Origin of the sequence: Rhodoplanes roseus (assembly GCF_003258865.1) — a bacterium.
In the GTDB taxonomy this organism is placed as follows: Bacteria; Pseudomonadota; Alphaproteobacteria; order Rhizobiales; family Xanthobacteraceae; genus Rhodoplanes; species Rhodoplanes roseus.
This window is the reverse complement of sequence record NZ_NPEX01000041.1, coordinates 1-19,954: the sequence shown is the minus strand read 5'-3', so window position 1 is coordinate 19,954 and position 19,954 is coordinate 1. Positions and strand designations below refer to the sequence as shown.

General features: G+C 69.6%; 18 protein-coding genes. 11 read left to right on the top strand and 7 right to left on the bottom strand.

The window, feature by feature from the left end:
- Window positions 1-29 precede the first annotated feature (29 nt).
- From CH341_RS08580 to CH341_RS08570, 4 genes are all read left to right on the top strand, one after another.
- Window positions 30-668, top strand: coding sequence for a biliverdin-producing heme oxygenase (locus tag CH341_RS08580; RefSeq protein ID WP_111418622.1), 639 nt, complete (start codon window positions 30-32; stop codon window positions 666-668).
- Window positions 669-972: 304 nt separating this feature from the next.
- The gene (locus CH341_RS08575) at window positions 973-3,231 is read left to right on the top strand and encodes an ATP-binding protein (protein ID WP_111418621.1); all 2,259 of its coding nucleotides are present in this window, start codon (window positions 973-975) and stop codon (window positions 3,229-3,231) included.
- 10 nt (window positions 3,232-3,241) lie between these two features.
- Window positions 3,242-3,709, top strand: coding sequence for a response regulator (locus tag CH341_RS34110; protein ID WP_170149535.1), 468 nt, complete (start codon window positions 3,242-3,244; stop codon window positions 3,707-3,709).
- Complete coding sequence (locus tag CH341_RS08570) at window positions 3,706-5,763, top strand: response regulator (protein WP_170149534.1); 2,058 nt, start codon at window positions 3,706-3,708, stop codon at window positions 5,761-5,763. The genes CH341_RS34110 and CH341_RS08570 overlap by 4 nt, the downstream gene beginning before the upstream one ends.
- A 20-nt stretch (window positions 5,764-5,783) precedes the next feature.
- Here the strand turns inward: CH341_RS08570 and htpG are convergent, their stop codons facing one another.
- A complete protein-coding gene (gene htpG, locus CH341_RS08565) occupies window positions 5,784-7,778 on the bottom strand; it encodes a molecular chaperone HtpG (protein ID WP_111418619.1) in 1,995 nt (664 codons plus the stop codon).
- Window positions 7,779-7,959: 181 nt separating this feature from the next.
- Here htpG and CH341_RS08560 point away from each other — a divergent pair, with 181 nt between their 5' ends.
- Both CH341_RS08560 and CH341_RS08555 read left to right on the top strand, forming a co-directional pair.
- Complete coding sequence (locus tag CH341_RS08560) at window positions 7,960-8,430, top strand: carboxymuconolactone decarboxylase family protein (protein WP_111418618.1); 471 nt, start codon at window positions 7,960-7,962, stop codon at window positions 8,428-8,430.
- A gap of 17 nt (window positions 8,431-8,447) precedes the next feature.
- The gene (locus CH341_RS08555) at window positions 8,448-9,374 is read left to right on the top strand and encodes a sigma-70 family RNA polymerase sigma factor (protein WP_111418617.1); all 927 of its coding nucleotides are present in this window, start codon (window positions 8,448-8,450) and stop codon (window positions 9,372-9,374) included.
- A 20-nt stretch (window positions 9,375-9,394) separates the two neighbouring features.
- On the opposite strand, the gene CH341_RS08550 is transcribed toward CH341_RS08555, so the two are convergent.
- The 6 genes from CH341_RS08550 to CH341_RS08525 all read right to left on the bottom strand — a co-directional run bounded on the left by CH341_RS08550 (window position 9,395) and on the right by CH341_RS08525 (window position 14,042).
- The gene (locus CH341_RS08550) at window positions 9,395-10,693 is read right to left on the bottom strand and encodes an MFS transporter (RefSeq protein ID WP_111418616.1); all 1,299 of its coding nucleotides are present in this window, start codon (window positions 10,691-10,693) and stop codon (window positions 9,395-9,397) included.
- Between the two features lie 93 nt (window positions 10,694-10,786).
- Window positions 10,787-11,359 (bottom strand): ActR/PrrA/RegA family redox response regulator transcription factor, encoded by a 573-nt coding sequence (locus CH341_RS08545; protein WP_210208215.1) that lies wholly within the window; start codon window positions 11,357-11,359, stop codon window positions 10,787-10,789.
- 160 nt (window positions 11,360-11,519) lie between these two features.
- Window positions 11,520-12,896: an ActS/PrrB/RegB family redox-sensitive histidine kinase gene (locus CH341_RS08540; RefSeq protein ID WP_111418615.1), complete on the bottom strand. Its 1,377-nt coding sequence runs from the start codon at window positions 12,894-12,896 to the stop codon at window positions 11,520-11,522.
- Window positions 12,897-12,981: 85 nt separating this feature from the next.
- A complete protein-coding gene (locus CH341_RS08535) occupies window positions 12,982-13,251 on the bottom strand; it encodes a hypothetical protein (RefSeq protein ID WP_111418614.1) in 270 nt (89 codons plus the stop codon).
- Window positions 13,252-13,276: 25 nt separating this feature from the next.
- On the bottom strand, window positions 13,277-13,543 hold the full coding sequence (locus CH341_RS08530; RefSeq protein ID WP_111418613.1) for a BrnA antitoxin family protein: 267 nt from the start codon (window positions 13,541-13,543) through the stop codon (window positions 13,277-13,279).
- 283 nt (window positions 13,544-13,826) lie between these two features.
- Entirely contained in the window at window positions 13,827-14,042 is a 216-nt protein-coding gene (locus CH341_RS08525) for a hypothetical protein (protein ID WP_111418612.1), read from the bottom strand.
- A 116-nt stretch (window positions 14,043-14,158) separates the two neighbouring features.
- On the opposite strand from CH341_RS08525, the gene CH341_RS08520 reads away from it, so the two are divergent.
- The 5 genes from CH341_RS08520 to CH341_RS08500 all read left to right on the top strand — a co-directional run bounded on the left by CH341_RS08520 (window position 14,159) and on the right by CH341_RS08500 (window position 19,812).
- Window positions 14,159-14,959: an ABC transporter ATP-binding protein gene (locus tag CH341_RS08520; protein WP_111418611.1), complete on the top strand. Its 801-nt coding sequence runs from the start codon at window positions 14,159-14,161 to the stop codon at window positions 14,957-14,959.
- A complete protein-coding gene (locus CH341_RS08515; RefSeq protein WP_111418610.1) occupies window positions 14,956-15,774 on the top strand; it encodes an ABC transporter permease in 819 nt (272 codons plus the stop codon). Before CH341_RS08520 ends, CH341_RS08515 begins: the two co-directional genes overlap by 4 nt.
- A 214-nt stretch (window positions 15,775-15,988) precedes the next feature.
- Entirely contained in the window at window positions 15,989-17,284 is a 1,296-nt protein-coding gene (locus tag CH341_RS08510) for a polyhydroxyalkanoate depolymerase (protein WP_111418609.1), read from the top strand.
- A gap of 373 nt (window positions 17,285-17,657) precedes the next feature.
- Window positions 17,658-18,446, top strand: a complete 789-nt coding sequence (locus tag CH341_RS08505) for a M48 family metallopeptidase (RefSeq protein ID WP_170149533.1) — start codon at window positions 17,658-17,660, stop codon at window positions 18,444-18,446.
- A gap of 151 nt (window positions 18,447-18,597) precedes the next feature.
- Entirely contained in the window at window positions 18,598-19,812 is a 1,215-nt protein-coding gene (locus CH341_RS08500; RefSeq protein WP_111418608.1) for a multidrug effflux MFS transporter, read from the top strand.
- Window positions 19,813-19,954: the final 142 nt, after the last annotated feature.

The window sequence follows — 19,954 nt, the reverse complement described above, 5'->3', positions numbered from 1 at the left end:
TGCGGCGAAAGCCGGGCTGGAGTGTTGCGATGAGTTCCGCGCCGTCGTCCGCCGCATCGTCCACCGCCACGCCGGCCTCGCGCTGGCGCCGGCTGCAGGCGTCGACCGACGCGGTGCACCGGGCGCTCGACGCCCGCATCATGACGGGCGACCCGTTTCGCGACCGCGACCGCTACGCCCGCTTCCTGGCCATGCAGCTGCAGGTCTTTCGCGACATCGACGCGCTCTACGCCGATCCGGGATTGCGCGCGATCTTTCCGGATTTGGCCGAACGCCGCCGCCTGCATCTCGCCGAGCACGACGCTCGCGATCTCGGCCTGGCTGAACCGCCGCTCGACACCCCGGCCCTCGCCCCGCCGATCGACCCGCCGACCGGGATGGGCTGGCTCTACGTGATCGAGGGCGCCGACCTCGGCTCGCCCTTCCTGCTGCAGGAGACGATCAAGATCGGCATCGACGAGGAGTTCGGCGCCCGCCACATGCGCGGCCACCCGCAGGGGCGCGGCCTGCACTGGCGGCACTTCACCGAGGCGTTGGACGCGGTCGCGCTGAGCGAGGCCGAGGAGGCCCGGGTGATCGCCGGCGCGGAGGCCGCCTTCGCCCGGGTGAATGCCCTGTTCGAGCGCGCCGGCCTCGCTGGAGCGGCGCCCGCCACTCCCGCCTCGTAGCGGCTGCATCGGCCTCATCCCACACGCGAAACGCGGTCTCCGGCCGCTTTCCTCCAGCTTGCCCGTGACCACGGTTCCGGTCCCGGAACCCCCTCTGCTGCCGCACGTTACGGCATATCGAAGGCGTGTCGAGACCTCCGGCCGTCGGAGTGTCCACGCATCAGAGGTTTCGCATTACCCCGACGAGGTCCACCGTGTTCCCCCCGTTGTCGTGCCCTGCCGACCGGCTCCTCCGCAGCCGCTCCCTTCGTCGCGCCTCGAGCGACGAATCGGCGGCTTGCGCGAGCGGGACGGAGGCGTGGCGATGAGCGACACGCAAACCGAAGAGAACCTCTCGTCCAGCATCGTGCCGTCGCAGTCTCCCGGAACTGCGGCGTGCGAGAGCGAGCCGATCCACATCCCCGGCAGCATCCAGCCGCACGGCGCGCTCCTGGTCGTCGATCCGGTGAGCGGCCGGGTCGTGCAGGCGGCGGTAGGGCCGGGCTGTGCCGACGCCGTCGCACCCGATCCGGTCGGCTGCTCGCTTGCCGAGGCCCTGGTGCCGGACAGCGCGCCTCTGGTCAGAAACCTCCAGTCACGCCTGCCCGCCGCCGGTGTCGTGCATCTCGGGCTGCTCCGCAGCGGCAGCACCGTGCACCACATGCTCGCGCACCGCTCCGACGGAGCCGTCCTGATCGAGCTCGAACGGGCCCGCTCCGCCGAGCCGGGCTCCTTCGACGAGGTGTATCCGCAGGTGCGGGAGTTTCTCGACCGCGTGCAGCGGGTCGCCGACATCGACGAGCTGACCGCCCTGTCGTCGCGGGAGATCCGGCGGATCACCGGACTCGATCGCGTCCTGGTCTATCGCTTCGACCCGGACTGGAACGGCGAGGTCGTCGCCGAAGACCGCAACGACCGCCTCCCCTCCTATCTCGGCCTGCACTTTCCCGCGGCCGACATTCCGGCGCAGGCGCGCGAGCTCTATCGTATCAACCGGCTGCGCCTGATCGCCGATGCGAGCTACACGCCCTCGCCGATCCACCCGCCCGTCAATCCGCTGACCGGGCGTCCGATCGACCTCGCCTTCTCGGTGTTGCGCAGCGTCTCGCCCGTGCATCTCGAATACATGCGCAACATGGGCACGGGCGCCTCGATGTCGATCTCGCTGCTGCGGGGAGACCGGCTGTGGGGCCTGATCTCGTGTCACAACCGCGATCCCGCGACGGTCCCCTATCACGTCCGCACGGCCTGCGACTTCATCGGGCAGGTGCTGTCGCTCCAGCTCGTCGCGCAGGAGGCCTCGGCGGTCGCCGATCGGCGCAACGCGCTGCGCTCCATCCAGAACCGTCTGCTGGCCCGCATGGCCGGCGCCGAGCACTACGTCGAAGGCCTGGTCTCCAATCCGGGCGATCTCCTGGCCCTCGCCGCCGCCGAGGGCGCGGCCGTGGTGACGGGCGGCAGGATCACCCGGGTCGGCGCGACGCCGTCCGACGACGAGGTGCAGCGGCTGGTCTCGTGGATGGCGGCGCGACAGCGCCTCGACGTCGTCGCGACCGACAGCCTGGCGGCTGCCATGCCGGGCGGGGAGACCATCAAGGACCAGGCGAGCGGCGTTCTCGCCATCTCGGTCTCGCAGATCCACGACAGCTACGTGATCTGGTTCCGCCCCGAGGTGGTCCGCACCGTCACCTGGGGGGGCGATCCGCGCCTGCATGCGGAGACCTCGGCCGACGGCACCAGGCTCCATCCCCGCACGTCGTTCGCGAACTGGCAGGAGACCGTGCGGCTGCGCTCGCGGCCCTGGCAGGCGCCCGAGATCGACGCCGTCTCCGAGCTGCGCACCGCCATCGTCGACATCGTGCTGCGCAAGGCCGAGGAAACGGCGGCGCTCTCGGAGCAGCTCACCACCATCAACAAGGAGCTCGAGGCGTTCTCCTATTCGGTCAGTCACGACCTGCGTGCCCCGTTCCGCCACATTGTCGGCTACGCGCAGCTCCTGAAGAAGTACGAGGGCGACAAGCTCAGCGAGCGCGGCAATCGTTACATCGACACGATCGTGGAATCGGCGATCTCGGCCGGCACGCTGGTCGACGACCTGCTCGGCTTCTCGCAGATGGGCCGGTCCACCATCACGCCCGTCACGCTCGACATGACGGCGCTGGTGGCCGATCTGCGCCGCCGCATGGAGGCCGACACGCACGGCCGCAACGTCGAGTGGCGCATCGCCCCCCTGCCCGCGACGCGCGCCGATCCGATCATGCTGCGCCTCGCGATGCAGAACCTGATCGAGAACGCCCTGAAGTTCTCGCGCCATCGTGACCCCGCCGTGATCGAGATCGGGGCGGTCGAGACGGCCGAGGAAACCATCTATCACGTGCGCGACAACGGCGCCGGCTTCGACATGGCTTATGTGGGAAAGCTGTTCGGCGTGTTCCAGCGGCTGCACCGGGTCGAGGAGTTCGAGGGTACAGGCATCGGCCTCGCCAACGTCAAACGCATCGCCGAGCGCCACGGCGGACGCGTGTGGGCGGAAGGCCGCGTGAATGTCGGCGCGACATTCTTCTTCGCTTTGCCAAAACGATGAGGCTCGACCGATGGCCGATCTCAAACCCATCCTCCTGGTGGAGGACAGCCCCAAGGACATCGAACTCACGCTGGCGGCCCTGGAGCAGTGCCAGCTCGCCAATGCCGTGGTGATCGCCCGCGACGGCGCCGAGGCACTGGACTACATGTTCTCCCGCGGCGCCTACGAGGCGAGGAACACGGCCGACCCTGTCGTGGTTCTCCTCGACCTCAAGCTCCCGAAGGTCGACGGCCTCGAGGTGCTCGAGCAGATCAAGGGCGATCCGGAGCTGCGTCACACCCCCGTCGTGATGCTGACCTCCTCACGCGAGGAGCGCGACCTGGTGAGAAGCTACAGCCTCGGCGTCAACGCCTTCGTCGTGAAGCCGGTCGGCTTCGACCAGTTCTTCCAGGCCATCCGCGATCTCGGCATGTTCTGGGCCGTGCTCAACGAGCCGCCACCGATCGGTGCGACGACGGAGGCATCAGGAGAATCGTGAACCGACAAGCCGACCATACCGCCCTGGCCCGGGACGTGAGAATCCTGCATCTCGAGGACGACGCCCTCGATGCCGGACTGGTGCGCGAGTTCCTGCGCGCCAGCGGACTCCCGTCCCGGATCGACCGCGTGTGGACGCGCGACAGCTTCACCGAGGCGCTGGTCGCGGGCGGCTACGACATCGTCCTGGCCGACCATCAGCTTCCCGATTTCGACGGTGTCTCGGCGCTGGCGATCGCCCGCGATCGCGCGCCGGGCCTGCCGTTCATCTTCGTCTCCGGCGCCTTCGGCGAGGAGCTCGCCGTCGAGGCGATGCGCCACGGCGCGACCGACTACGTCGTGAAGCAGCGGCTCGAGCGGCTGCCCGTGGTGGTGCGCCGCGCGCTCGCCGAAGCGGGAGAGCGAGCCGAACGCCAGCGGGCCGAGGCGGCGCTGCGGCAGAGCGAGGAGCAGTTCCGGACACTCGCCGACAACATCGATCAGTTCGCCTGGATGGCCGACGCGTCGGGGGCGATCTACTGGTACAACAAGCGCTGGTTCGACTACACCGGAACCACCTTCGACGAGATGCGCGGCTGGGGCTGGCGGAGCGTCCATCATCCCGACCACCTCGAACGCGTCGAGCGCGAGTTTCGCCGCTGTGTCGAGAGCGGCTCGGTGTGGGAGGACACCTTCCCGCTGCGCGGCCGTGACGGCGGTTACTGCTGGTTCCTGTCGCGGGCACGGCCGATCACCGACGCGAACGGCCGGATCGTTCGCTGGTTCGGCACCAACACGGACGTCACGGCTCAGCGCGAGGTCGACGCCACGCTCCGCCGCCTCAACGAGTCGCTGGAGCAGCGCGTGGTCGCCGCCATCACCGAGCGCGAGGCGATGCTGGCCAAGCTGCACGAATCCCAGAAGCTCGAAACCATCGGGCATCTCACCGGCGGCTTCGCGCACGACTTCAACAATCTCCTCACGCCGATCCTCGGCAATCTCGATCTGCTGCGCCGGCGGCTGTCCGAGAACGACCGGTCGCAGCGGCTCATCGCCAGTGCGCTGCAGGGGGCGGAGCGGGCCAAGACGCTGGTTCAGCGGCTGCTCGCCTTCGCGCGGCGGCAGGTGCTGGAGGCGCGGCCGGTCGACGTCGCGAAGCTGGTCGACGGCATGGCGGACTTCACGGCCCGCTCGATCGGGCCGCAGATCAGCCTCGCGATCGAGGCGCAGGCCGGGCTCCCCGCCGCGCGGGTCGATCCGACTCAGCTCGAGCTGGCGATCCTCAACCTCGCGGTCAATTCGCGCGATGCGATGCCGGACGGCGGTCGGCTGACGATCGCCGTCGACCTGCAGACGGTCGGTCCCGGCCATCACTCGGGCCTCCGCCACGGCGAGTTCGTGCGCGTCAGCGTCACCGACACGGGCACCGGGATGGACCCGGCGACGCTGGCGCGCGCGATCGAGCCGTTCTACTCCACCAAGGGAATCGGCAAGGGCACGGGCCTCGGGCTCTCGATGGTGCACGGGCTCGCGGCGCAGTCCGGCGGCACGCTGCTGATGTCGAGCACGCCCGGCGCCGGTACGAGGGCCGAGATCTGGCTGCCGGTGGCGAACGAGCAAGCGGACAGCCACGACCCGACGCCACACGAGCCGATGCGCGGCGATCCGGTCACGATCCTGCTGGTCGACGACGAGCAACTCGTCCGCGCCACGACGGCCAGCATGCTCAGCGATCTCGGACACTGCGTCATCGAGGCGGGGTCCGGCGCGCAAGCGCTGGACTGCCTCGGCCGGCTCACCGACGGCTCGCGCCCGGACCTGGTGATCACCGACTATCTGATGCCGGCGATGAACGGCGCCGAGCTCGCGCGAGAGATCCGGGCGCGTCACCCGAATCTGCCGATCCTGCTCGCCACCGGCTATGCGAGCCTGACCGGCAATGCGATGGCCGACCTGCCGCTTCTGCCGAAGCCGTTCCAGCAGGCCGAGCTGGCCGCCACGATCGAACGACTGATGCAGCGTCCGCAGGCCACCGAGGAGGCGATGATGCCCCCGCGCCGGCGCGGCACCGAATGAGCTCCGGCGCGGCCGGGCGATCAGCTCGTCGGCAGGCCGCGCGTCACCAGGCGGTTGAGGCGTCTGGCGAACGCGGCCGGATCGTCCGGCAACTCGCCGTCGAGGATCTGCGCCTGCTCGAACAGCAGCAGCGCAAGGTCGACCGCTTCCTCCGCGTGCCCCGCGCCGCTCTCCTGTGCCACCGCGCCGACCAGCGCGTGTCGCATGTTCAGCTCCAGGATCGGCTTCGTGCCGGAGCCGCGATTCTGCTTCGCCAGCAGGCGCTCCAGCTCGCGATCGGGGCCGAAGCCGCCGGCCACCAGGCAGGCCGCGCTGTCGGTGAGCCGCTGTGAGGCCTTCACGTCGGAGACGCGCTCGCCGAGCGCCAGCTTGACGGCGGCGATCACGGCGGCCTCGTCGACCGCCTTGTCGTCGGGCGTCTCGGACTCGGCCTTGGCGACCTCGGCGAGCGGCACCAGGCTGAAATCGACCTCGCCCTGACTGAGAGACTTGAAGCCCTTGCCCTTGAAGTCGATGCGCAGCGACGTCCACAGCGCGTCGACCGGGTCGGTCAGCAGCAGCACCTCGATGCCGCGGGCGCGCGCCGCCTCCAGCTTCGGGTTCGCCTTGAGGCGGTCCAGATCGTCGCCGGCGAGATAATAAATCTCGGTCTGGTTCTCCTTGAGATCGGCGACGTACTGGGCGAGCGTGCGTCCCGTCCCGGTGGTCGAGGTGAACCGCGCGAGCCCGAGAATCTGCTCGCGCCGATCGGGCTCCTCGTAGAGCCCCTCCTTGATCACGGCGCCGAACGACTCCCACACCGTGGCGAATGTCTCGGCGTCCTTGGTGGCGACCGACTCCAGCTCGGACAGCACCTTGCCCGTGATCGCCTTGCGCATCGCCGCGACCTGCGGATTGTTCTGCAGCATTTCTCGCGACAGGTTGAGCGGCAGATCCTCCGAGTCGACCACGCCCCGCACGAAGCGCAGCCAACTCGGCAGCAGCACCGCGTCGTCGGTGATGTAGACCCGGCGGACATAGAGCTTGAGGTGGCTCTTGCGGGCCGGATCGTAGAGATCGAACATCGAGCTCGACGGCACGAACAACAGCACCGCATAGGACTGCCGACCCTCGGCGCGGTAATGCAGCGTCACGGCCGGCTCGTCGAAGGCGCCGCAGATCGAGCGGTAGGCCTGCGTGTAGTCGTCCGGCTTCAGCTCCGACTTGGAGCGCTGCCACACGGCGCTCGCGGTGTTGATCTGGCGCGGCGTCGCGGCGCTCTCCGCCTCGTCGCCGGCTGTCTCGCCGGTGGACGTCTCGCCGGCGCCGACCAGTATGATCGGGAACTGGATGTGGTCCGAATAGGCGTGGACGACGCGCTCGATCTCGTGCACCTGGAGATACTTCTTCGCATCCTCCTTCAGATGCAACACGATCTCGGTGCCGCGGCCGACGCGGGCGGCACCCGCCGCGTCGGCCGGCTCGAGCTCGAAGCCGTTGGCGCCGGTGGAGCGCCACATCCACGTCTCCGGGGAGCCGGCGCGGCGGCTCGTCACCTCGATGCGGTCGGCGACCATGAAGGCCGCGTAGAAGCCGACGCCGAACTGGCCGATCAGGCCGCTGCCGTCCTTCGCCTCGGCGAGCTTGCCGACGAAGGCGCGCGTGCCGGAGCGGGCGATGGTGCCGAGATTGTCGACCAGCTCCTGCCGGTCCATGCCGACGCCGTTGTCCGACACAGTCAGCGTCCCGGCGGCGCTGTCGGGCCGCAGCCGGATCGTCAGCCCGGGATCGTCGGCCAGGAGCTCGGGACGGGCGATCGCCTCCCAGCGCAGCCGGTCGCAGGCGTCGGACGCGTTGGAGATCAGCTCGCGCAGGAAGACGTCAGTCTCCGAATAGACCGAGTGCACCATCAGGTGCAGCAGCTCGGCCACCTCGGCCTGGAAGGAATGAACCTCGGCCCGGAACTCGGGCGACGATGCCGCCGCGGCCTCCGGACGGGACTCGGCGGGCGCGTCGGATTGCGTGTCGGTGCTCATGCGGGGCCACTCGGTAAGGTGATGAAACGACGGGGATATAGCGGGGATTTTCCGGGCTGCAAGAGGGTTCGAGAGAGCGGGGCCATGTACCCGCCGGGAAAAAATCACCGTCCCCGTGTCACAGCCCGGCCGGCTGTCTCGTCTTGTCGGCGAACCCACCGCTCGCGAGAAGGAGACTGACATGAAGGAGCGTCTGAGCAACTGGCTGGGCCGCAAGAACGGCGGCGTCGAGGCCATGATGGGGGTCGAGGCCTGGGTGGCCGAGGCGCCGATCGACCACCGGCTGCTGGAGCTGGTGAAGACGCGGGTGTCCCAGATCAACGGCTGCGCCTTCTGCCTGCACATGCATTCCGAGGACGCCCGCAAGGGTGGCGAATCCGACACGCGGCTGCTGCTCCTCGACGCGTGGGCGGAATCGGCGTTGTACAGCGAGCGCGAGCGCGCCGCCCTCGCCTGGGCCGAAGCGCTGACCCGGATCGCCGACACGCACGCGCCCGATGCGACCTACGAGGAGGTTCGGCGGCACTTTTCCGAGGACGAGCTGATTGCGCTGTCGATCGCAATCGGGATGATCAATGCGTGGAACCGGCTGGCGATCGGATTCCGAGTGCAACATCCATCGGACCGCAAAGCCGCCGCGGCGGCGGCCTGACGGCGCCGGAGAGGCACATGACCGAGGCGGGGTCCGGTGACGCTCCTGCGGGCGGGCCGCGACGGGAGAGCGAAGCGGCCGAGAGCTTCGAGGCGCATCGCCGGCATCTCGTCGGCCTCGCCTATCGCATGCTCGGCTCGGTCGCCGAGGCCGAGGACGCCGTGCAGGACACCTATCTGCGCTGGCACCGGACCGACCGGGCCGGCGTGGAGAACGCCAAGGCGTTCCTGTCCCGGATCGTGACGCGGCTGTGCCTCGACCGCCTGCGGTCGGCGCAGGCCCGGCGCGAGACCTATGTGGGGCCGTGGCTGCCCGAGCCGGTGCTCGACGCCGACACGCTCGCGGCCGAGACCGCGAGCGACTACGCCGCCGATCTTTCGGTCGGCCTGATGCTGGCGCTGGAGCGGCTGTCGCCGCTGGAACGCGCCGCCTTCCTGCTGCACGACGTGTTCGACGTCGGCTTTTCGGAGATCGCGACGCTGCTCGAGCGCAACGAGGCGGCCTGCCGTCAGCTCGCCGCGCGGGCTCGCAACCACGTCCGCACGGCACGCCCGCGCTTCGCGGTGCCGCCGGAGGTCGGGTCGACCATCGTGGCGGCCTTCGCCCAGGCGGTGCAGAGCGCCGACACCGCGGCGCTGGCACGCCTGCTCGCGGCGGACGCCGTGCTCCACAGCGACGGCGGCGGCAAGAAGTCCGCCGCGCTCAACCCGATCGTCGGCCGCGACCGCATCGCCCGCTTCTTCGCCGGGGTGGCGACCAAGTTCCCGGACGTCCTGGCGGCGCAGCGCACCGCCACCATCAACGGCCTGCCGGGCCTGCTCGTGACGGAGTCGGACGGCAGCCTCCAGACGATGGCGTTCGAGATCGTCGGGGCCGAGATCACGGCCATCTATTTCGTGCGCAATCCCGACAAGCTCGCCCACCTCGCCGCCCGCCTGCAGTGATCGGACGCATCGAGCGGAGATCAGGAGCGGACCGTGGCGACCGCCGGCGGGGCCGGCACGCGCAGCCGGCGGCCCGCCAGTGCGACCGCGGCGACCGACAGCACCAGGCACGCCGTGACGGCCACCAGGCCGGCATGGACGCTGCCGGTCAGCTCGAGGCTCCAGCCCACGATGGTCGGCCCCAGGAAGCCGCCGAGATTGCCGACGGCGTTGATCAGGGCGATGCCGCCGGCCGCGGCCGTGCGGGTGAGGAAGATCGGCGGCAGCCCCCAGAACGGGCCGAGCGTCGCATAGATGCCGACGGTGGCGACGCCGAGCGCGATGATCGACCAGATGTCCAGCGGCAGCACGACCGCGGCGAACAGCGCGGCCGCGCTGACCATGGTGGGGAGCGCGACATGAAGGACCCGCTCGCCCTTGCGGTCGCTGTGCCGGCCCCACAGCAGCATGGCGGCGGCGCTGGCCAGATACGGGACGGCGGTCACCAGGCCCACCTGCGCGATCGAGAAGCCGAGGCCGCGCACGAGCTGCGGCAGCCACATGCCGACTCCATAGAGACCGACCACGATGCCGAAATAGGCGAGGCCGAGGAGCCACACGCGCGGATCGGCCATGGCGGGCCGTAGCGCCGCATGAATGCGGTGGGTCTGTCCGGCCCGGTCGGCGGCGAGGCGGGCCGCCACGGCCGCGCGCTCGTCGCGGCTCAGCCATGGGGCCGCGTCGGGCCCGTCCGGCAGCAACGCCAGCACCAGGAGGCCGAGTGCACACGCCGGCAGCCCCTCGATGATGAACAGCCATTGCCACCCGCTCAGCCCCAGCCAGCCGTGTGCCGACAGGACGAGGCTCGACAGCGGAGCGCCGACCGCGCTGGCGAGCGGCACGGCCATCATGAACAGGCCGACGAAGCGGGCCAGTCTCTCCTGCGGGAACCAGTAGGTCAGATAGAGGATCATGCCGGGCAGGAACCCGGCCTCGGCGACGCCGAGCAGGAAGCGCAGGGCGTAGAAGCTGGTCGGTCCCTGGACGAACGCCATGGCGGCCGAGACCAGGCCCCAGGTGATCATGATCCGGGCGATCCAGACCCGGGCGCCGACACGCTCCAGCACCAGATTGCTGGGGACCTCGAACAGGAAGTAGCCGAGGAAGAAGACGCCGGCGCCCCAGCCGTAGACGGCGGGCGACAGGCCGAGCTCGGCGTTCATGGTCAGGGCCGCGAAGCTGACATTCACCCGGTCGAGGAACGCGACCAGGTACAGCACCATCATGAACGGGATCAGCCGGACCGCGATCTTGCGGTAGAGCGCCTCGTCCTTCGCCATCGCGGCCTCGCTCGTCGCGCCCCTAAAGGGGGCGGTGGCGAGCGGAGCTACGCGAGGACACGCGGCGGCGCAAGTCCGCCGGCGTGGCCGAAGCTATTTCGGCGCGCGCTTCGCGAGGATGCGCTGCAGCGTGCGGCGATGCATGTTCAGCCGGCGCGCCGTCTCCGAGACGTTGCGGCCGCACAGCTCGTAGACCCGCTGGATGTGCTCCCAGCGGACCCGGTCGGCCGACATCGGGTTCTCGGGTGGCTCCGGCTTGCGGCCGTCGCCGGCCAGGAGCGCGGCCGCCACCTCGTCGGCGTCGGCCGGCTTCGACATGTAGTCGAAAGCGCCGAGCTTCACGGCCGTCACGGCGGTGGCGATGTTGCCGTAGCCGGTGAGCACGATGCCGCGGGCGTCCGGCCGGCGTTTCTTCAGCGCCGAGATGACGTCGAGCCCGTTGCCGTCGCCGAGCCGCATGTCGACCACGGCGAAGGCCGGCGGCTGCCGCTCGACCTGCTGCAGCCCGTCCGCCACCGTCTCGGCCGTCGTCACCGTGAAGCCGCGCGACTCCATGGCGCGGGCGAGACGCTGCAGGAACGACTTGTCGTCCTCCACGATGAGCAACGAACGTTCGCCCGCGGTCGCAGACGAAGCGGGCGCAGACGAAGACGTGGCTTCCATCATCGCACTGATCCTTGGCTCTCTGGCCGGCCGGATCGGCCGGGCCGGCCGAACCCGCCGGCATGGGGCATTACGACGAAGCTGCCCGGTCCGTCGCGGAAATGCGCCGGACCGTTTGTCGCACCTCGGCCGGACTTTCAGGTATGATCGCGCCGGCCGCGTCTCAAGCCCGCGTTGCGGAAACCGGCTCGTCCGCGTCCTCCGCCGGCGTGCCGGACGAGCCCCACAGGCTCTCGGACGGCCGCTCGAACTCCTCCCGGTTCCACTGGATCCGGACGATGGCGCCGCGCTGCGGAAATCTGCGATTCTGCAGGGTGAGCCGTCCGCCGGAGCGTTCGAGCAGCGTCTTGGCGATGAAGAATCCGAGGCCGAGCCCCGGCGAATCCTCGCCCTTGCGGCGGCCGCGACGACTGGTCACGTAGGGCTTGCCGAGCCGGTCCATGATCTCGGGCGGGAACCCGGGCCCGTCGTCGCTGATCATGATCCACACCGATTCGGCGTTCCACGACACCGCCACCTCGACGCGCTCGCGGGCGAAATCGGCGGCGTTCTCGACCAAGTTGCCGAGCCCGTACAGGATCGCCGGATTGCGCACCCCGATCGGCTCCGGCCCGCCGTCGGACGGCATCACCACGTCGATCGCCGCCTCGCCGGTGCGGTGGGGCGCGACCACGTCCTCGACCAAAGCCGAGATCGGCATCCGCACGAACATCTCGCCGGGCTCGGGGAATTCCGACAGCTTGCCGAGAATCTCGCGGCAGCGCTCGGCCTGCTGGCGCAGCAGCCGGATGTCCTCGAGCAGCGGCGAGGCCGGGTCGAGCTCGCGTTCGAGCTCCTTGGAGACCAAGAGGATCGTGGCGAGCGGGGTGCCGAGCTCGTGCGCCGCAGCCGCCGCGAGACCGTCGAGCTGGGACAGGTGCTGCTCGCGGGCCAGCACCAGCTCGGTCGCGGCGAGCGCCTGGGTGAGGTTTCGCGCCTCCTCGGTGATCTGGCCGGCGTAGACGCTGATGTAGCCGATCGCCAGCGCGATCGCGAGCCACACGCCGAACACGTAGATCCAGGGCAGCTCGAACGTTCCCTCGCCGGGCCAGGGCAGAGGGAAATAGACGAACATCAGCAGCGTCGCCGACGAGATCGCCAGCATCCCCAGCATCAGCGTCAAGCGCGCCGAGAGGATGATGGCCGAGATCAGCACCGGCCCTATGAACAGCAGCGCGAACGGATTCTGCAGCCCCCCCGTGAGAAACAGCAGGACCGCGAGCTCGGCGATGTCGACGCCGAGCAGCAGCCCCACCCCGTCGGGATCGAGCCGCGAATCGCCGTGGAAGCGCCACAGCAGATAGACGTTGAGCGAGCCGTAGAGCGCGACGACCCCGAAGGCGATCCAGAACAGGGCCTCGCTGGCCAGGCTGTCGTGGACGATCAGCACGGCGGACAGCTGGCCGAACACGGCGATCCAGCGCAGCCGGACCAGCGTGTCCAGGCGCACGCGGCGGGACGGTTCGTCGTCGGGAGACGGAACGGTGGTGGGCGGCGTCATGGTGGTATCGTACAGGAAGCCGGGCGGCTGGAGCGCCGTGGCGGACCGACGCGGCGGCGGCGGACGCGAGGCGCCGCGCGGCGGCTCAGCTCCGCCGCCCCTGGTCCTGCTGGGACTTCAGCCAGTCGGACAGCGTGGCCGACGACTTGCCCGGCTTGCCGCGAGCCGGGGCCTTGGCCGCCTTGGCCTTGCCGCCGGTGCTCGCCTTGGCGGGAGCCGCCGGCTGCTCGGCGCCGTCCCGGGCGAGCCGGAGGGCACGCAGCCGCTCGGTCTTCTCGCGTAAAGCCTGCGCTTCGCGCTCGTAGTTCGGTACCGCCTTGTTGCCGTCCTGGCGGTCCTTGGGACGGTCGATCATGAACAATGCTCCGACTGAAATTGGGTTACGGCTCGAGCGCCTTGCGCAGCGCCGCGTTGATTCGATCCTGCCAGCCCGGGCCGGTCTCGCGAAAGCGCTCGAGAACGTCCTGGTCGATGCGCAGCGTCACTTGCTCCCGGACTCCCGGGATGGCCGGGGCCTTCGCCGCCGGCGTCTGAACCGGGCCGGGCGCCTGCTTGGTGGTCACCGCCTTGAAGGCCTTCTCGGCCGCCGCGCGCGCGTCCTGTCCGCGCCGCGTGTCGTAAGGGCGGCGTATCCTGTCGCCGGTCATCGGCTTCCCCTCGTCGTGCTCTCGTGATTCGGCCTGTCGTCCCGATGCGGCCGGTGGCGTGAATCGCTGCGGGACGGCGCAGTCGGATGACCGGTGGGGCCGTCGCCGCTCTGGCGGCCGGCCTGCGCAGATGCGGCCGGACCGGCATCTTGCCACATCGCGAGCCGGCGCTGTAGCGGGTCCTCGGCCGGATGTGGGCAAGTCGCGGAGAATCTGGGACGAACGCCCGCGCGGCGCCGCGGCGAGCCACCGTGGTCCCTGTGCGGAGATCGCTCCGGCCGGGTCAGGCCGTGTGGCCGTCGCCCGGCGTGGTCGGAGTCTTCTTGGCGCGCGCCGGCGTCATCGGGGCGGGCTCGAGGGCCGGGCTGCCGCGGGTGCCGCCGAGCGCCGCCTGGGCGCGTTCGTCCCCGGTCGGCCGCTCGGCACCCGGGTCGGTCCGGTCCGGTGTCACGGGCCGCGGCGCGGCGGCACCGTCCTTCGGGCGAGGCGTGTCGGTCATCGGGATCTCCGGGTCACGCCACGACAACCCGCGGCGGGCCGCAGGGTTCGCCGTGGGGCGGCTCTGCGGGCCGAGACCTTGCGTCGCTCGCCCGTCCCCATACATTCGCCGGACCCATGACCGAAGCTCCCGCACCCGAAAGCCCCGCCGTCGAAGCCGACCGGCTCGTGAAAATCTACAAGGGCGGCACGGCCGTCGATGGCGTGTCGTTCCGGCTGCCGGCCGGCTCGGTCACCGGCCTCCTGGGCGGCAACGGCGCCGGCAAGACCACCACGATCGCCATGATCATGGGCCTGGTCATGCCGACCTCCGGCACCGTGCGGGTGCTCGGCGCCGAGATGCCGCGGCAGCGGTACCGGGTGCTCGAACGGATGAACTTCGAGAGCCCGTACGTGGAGATGCCGCTCCGCCTGACCGTGCGGCAGAACCTCACGGTGTTCGGCAAGCTCTACGGGGTGGACGGCCTCGACGCGCGGGTGCGCCGGCTGGCCGAGGAGCTCGATCTCGTCGATCTGCTGGATCGCCCGACCGGCAAGCTCTCGGCCGGGCAGAAGACCCGGGTGGCGCTCGCCAAGGCGCTCGTCAACGAGCCCGAGCTCCTGCTGCTCGACGAGCCCACCGCCTCGCTCGATCCGGACACGGCGGACTGGATCCGCGCCCGGCTCGAGCGCTACCGGGCCGAGCGCGGCGCCACCATCCTGCTCGCCTCGCACAACATGGGCGAGGTCGAGCGCCTGTGCGACCGCGTCATCATCATGAAACGCGGAAAGATCGAGGACGACGGCACGCCGGAGGCGCTGCTGGCCCGTTACGGGCGCTCGAACCTGGAGGAGGTCTTCCTCGACGTCGCCCGCGGCCGCGGCGAGGCGGCCGATCAGGCCCAGGCGCGCGACGCGGCGCGGGAGGCGGCGCAATGAGCCACGGCACCGGCGAATGGGAGATCTCGGGCCGGCGCGTCGCCGCGCTTGTCGAGCGCTACTGGTACCTGCTGCGCTCGTCCTGGCCGCGGCTGCTCGACCTCGTCTACTGGCCGGCCGTGCAGATGCTGATGTGGGGCTTCCTGCAGACCTACGTGTCGCAGACGGACGGGACGCTGGCCCGCGCCGGCGGCACCTTCATCGGCGCTGTGCTGTTGTGGGACATCCTGTTCCGCGGCCAGCTCGGCTTCTCGGTGTCGTTCCTCGAGGAGATGTGGTCGCGCAATCTCGCCAACCTGATGATGAGCCCGCTGCGACCGATCGAGTTCGTCATCGCCCTGATGATCATGAGCATCGTGCGGCTGTCGATCGGCCTGGTGCCGGTGACGCTTCTGGCGATCGCGTTCTTCGGCTTCAACCTGTGGGGGCTCGGCCTCGCGCTGGCTGCGTTCTTCGTCAACCTCATGCTGACGAGCTGGGCGGTCGGCATCTTCGTGTCCGGGGTCCTGCTCCGCAACGGGCTCGGCGCCGAGAACCTCGCCTGGACCATCATGTTCCTGATGCTCCCGCTCGCCTGCGTCTACTACCCGGTGTCGGTGCTGCCGCCCTGGCTGCAGACCATCGCCTGGATGCTCCCGCCGACCTATGTGTTCGAGGGCATGCGCGCCCTGATGATCGACCACGTGTTCCGGGCCGACCTGATGCTGTGGGCCCTGGGGCTCAATGTCGTGGTGTTCTCGGCCGGCACGATCGGATTCCTGGCGCTGCTCGACAGCGCGCGGCGCCAGGGATCGCTGCTCCAAACCGGCGAGTAGCTCGCGCAGGCACCGAACCAGCACGAGAAATCCGCCTCGACATCGCGTGCATTGATATGGCATAAAAAGTGCGGTGATAATTTTTTGTCGTTTTTGACCCCGTAGACGAAATTTGACGTTGCGCAATGCTGCAATGCACGGCAGCATTGATCAAACATAACAACATGCGTTTGGGCGAGCGCGCCACGCTTTGGCGGGCCGAAGGGAGCGTATCATGACCATCCGGGACGTCGACCCTATCCCGCCGCCGCCCATGGAAGGCGTCGGCATGGGGCTTTCCTCCCCACTCTACTGGTTCTACGAGATGACGCATGTCGCGCTGAACCCGTCGCGGGCGATGGCGCATGCGGCCCATGCGTTCTTCAAGAGTCCGAGCAATCCGGTGTCGAGCACGACGCTCGGCAAGTCGATCTCGGCCGCCTGCGAGCTGTTCGAGCGTGCCACCCGCCGCTACGCGCAGCCCGAATGGGACATCGACCACACCGTGGTCGACGGCCGGCTGGCGCCGGTCTCCGTCGAGACTGTGTGGGACCGGCCATTCTGCCGCCTGCTGCATTTCGACCGGCAGGTCGCCATCACGCACAAGCCCGATCCCCGCGTCCTGGTGGTCGCGCCGCTGTCCGGTCATTACGCGACGCTGCTGCGCGGCACCGTCGAGGCGCTCCTGCCGGATCACGACGTGTACATCACCGACTGGATCGACGCCCGCATGGTGCCGATCAGCGAAGGCCGCTTCGACCTCGACGACTACATCGACTACATCATCGGGATGCTGCGTCTGCTCGGCAGCGACACCCATGTGCTCGCGGTGTGCCAGCCGGGCGTGCCGGCCCTGTGCGCCATCTCGGTCATGGAGGCGAACGAGGAGGCACATGTCCCGGAGTCGCTGATGCTCATGGGCAGCCCGATCGACACCCGCATCAACCCGACCCAGGTCAACCAGGTCGCCGAAAAGCGCGGCGTCGACTGGTTCCGGCGCAACGTCATCACCAAGGTGCCGTTCCCGAATCCGGGTTTCATGCGGGACGTCTATCCGGGCTTCCTGCAGCTCAACGGCTTCATGTCGATGAACCTCGACCGGCATCTCGAGGCGCACAGCAAGCTGTTCCACCACCTGGTCGAGGGCGACGGCGATTCCGCCGCGGCGCACCGCAAGTTCTACGACGAGTATCTCGCCGTGATGGACCTGACGGCGGAGTTCTTCCTGCAGACCGTCGACACCGTGTTCGTGCGCCACCTGCTGCCGCAGGGACAGTTCGTCCACCGCGGCATCCGGGTCGACCCGAGCAAGGTCCGTCGCGTCGCGCTGATGACGATCGAGGGCGAGCAGGACGACATCACGGGCCTGGGACAGACCAAGGCGGCCCAGACGCTGTGCTCGAACATCCCGGAGCAGAAGCGGGTCCATTACGTGCAGCCCGGGGTCGGGCACTACGGCGTGTTCAACGGCTCGCGTTTCCGCAACGAGATCCTGCCCCGCATGGCGGCCTTCGTCAGGGCCAACGACTGAAAACGGATTCCGGCGAAGCTCCAATGGCTTCGCCGGAATCGCCGACCGCCTCGACGAGGGCGACCGGCGGTGCGCGGCCGGTCTCTCGACCCGGTCGCCTAGACACGAACGGGCCGGTTTTGCAACGCGTTTGGACCGAAACCGAAGCAGCCCCACAACATCTTCATTCCAAAGAATAAATTCAAATGCCTTCGAGTCCCGAACGGGGCTGAAGAAATGAATTTTTAGTCACTTCTTCCCACCCAAGATTTAGGGCCGATCTCTGCGACTTTCACCAGATTTGGCCCCTCCGAAAGGTACTTTCCGAGGGGGCTTCAAGGCGACTCGAATATGGCACACTCCGACCCGGGGACGGGGGACGGATCGGACCGTCATGACTCTGCGCGCCATGCTGTATCGCCGCCCGAGCGAGCCACACGCCATCGAGGTGGTGGTCGAGCGCTCGATCTACCTGGTCCGGCTCCGCCGGCACCGGAACGCGCGCCGCTACACCCTGCGCATCCAGGCCGCGACCCGTGACGTGGTGCTCACCATGCCGCCGCGGGGCTCCGTCAAGGAGGCCCGCGACTTCGCCGAGAAGCACGGCGGCTGGATCGCGGCCCGGATGGGTCGGCTGCCGAAGCCGGCCCCGTTCGCGGCCGGCACCATCCTGCCGCTGCGCGGCACGCCGCACCGGATCGTCCACCGGCGCGGCGCCCGCGGCACCGTCTGGACCGAGACCGACGAGGCCGGCGAGAAGCTGCTGTGCATCGCCGGCCAGGCCGAGCACCTGGAGCGCCGTGTCACCGATTTCCTCCGCCGCGAGGTGAAGCGCGACGTCGAGGTCGCGGCCCGCGCCTATGCGGATCAGCTCGGCGTCAAGATCAAGCGTATCACCATCCGGGACCAGACCAGCCGTTGGGGCTCGTGCTCGACCACAGGCGCGCTGTCGTTCTCGTGGCGACTGGTGCTGGCGCCGCGCTACGTGCTCGACTATCTGGCGGCGCACGAGGTGGCGCATCTGGTCGAGATGAACCACTCGTCGCGCTTCTGGCGGCTGCTGCTGCGGATCTGCCCGGACATGCGTCGCGCCAAGGTGTGGCTCGACGTTCACGGCGCCGACCTGCACCGCTACGGCGCCCGCAAGGACGAGCCGGTGCGCCGCCGCGCGCCCGAGCACTGACCCACGCGCCTTTCGTTCAGGCCTGGCGCCGCCGCGTCGCCTCGACAGGCCGCGGTCATGCACGCTACACCGCTGGCCGGCAAGGTGACCCGGTTCCGCCGCGGCGCCGCGATGCCGCGGCGCGCCTTTCGTACACCGGACCACGTCTCCGATGCTTCGTCCGAACACCTTCGCCTTGACGGCCCTGCTGGCGATTCTGACCGGGCTCGGTCCGCTCGCCATGGATCTCTATTTGCCGTCGTTCCCCGATATCGGGCGGACCCTCGGCGCGACACCGTCCGAGGTCCAGCTCACCATCTCGTTCTACATGCTGGGATTCGCGGTCGGTCAGCTGTTCTTCGGTCCGGTCTCGGACCGCTACGGCCGCAAGCCCGTGCTGTCCTTCGCGCTGGTCGTGTTCTGCATCGGCACGCTCGCCTGCGCGGTGGCGCCCTCGATCGAGACGCTGATCGCCGCCCGCATCGTGCAGGGGGCGGGGGCGTCGGGCGTGATCGTGCTGGCGCGCGCCGTGGTGCGCGACCTCTACGAGGGGGCGCGGGCGGCGCGCGAGATGGCGTTGATGGCGGCCATCATGGGAATCGCGCCGATTCTGGCGCCGATGATCGGCGGCGTGCTGGAGGAGTGGCTCGGCTGGCGGGCCGGGTTCGTGCTGATTCTGGTCGCCGGAATCGGCGCCGTGGGGGTGGTGCGGCGGCTGCTGCCGGAGACCGTGCGGGCCTCGGCGCGCGACGTCCACCTGCTACGCCAATCGCTGGAGTCCTTCGCCTTCATCTTGAAGAACAAGGCGTTTCTGGCCTATCTCGGGATCGTGACGGCGAGCTTTTCGGGGCTGTTCTCCTACATCTCCGGCTCGTCCTTCGTGATGCAGGCGGTGTACGGCCTGTCGCCGACCGGCTTCGGCCTGTTCTACGGCGTGACCTCGCTGGGCTTCATCAGCGGCACGCTGACGGCGGCCCATCTGGTGATGCGGATCGGCTTCGACCGCACCATCGGGATCGGCGCGACCGCCCTGCTGATCGGCGGGCTGGGCACCCTCGCGGCCGTCGGCTTCGCCCCTACCTCGATGATATCGCTGGCGATTGCGATGACGGTCTTCCTCTTCGGCTTCGGCCTGGCGATGCCCCAGGCGCAGGCCGGAACGCTGCAGCCGTTCCCGGAGCGGGCCGGGGCGGCGTCGTCGCTGGTGGGGGGCGTGCAGCAGACTGTGGGGGCGGCGGTGGGGGCCGTGGTGGGGCTGGCGATCGGCCATTCGGCGTGGCCGATGGTGATCGCGATCGCCGCGACCGGTGTCGTCACGTTCGCGATCTGGGCCACGACGCGGCGCGTCCGGGCCGCCGCGCACAAGCGCCAACCCAAAGCGACATAACGACTTTCAGCGCCCGAGCAGGCGATCCAGGAACCACCCGTCGAGGCCGTTCGTGGAGGCCGGCCGCACCGGCGCGCCGCCGACCGAGCCGACCGGGCCGCCGCGCGGCGCCCCCGCCGCAGCGACCGGCGCACCGCTCCGC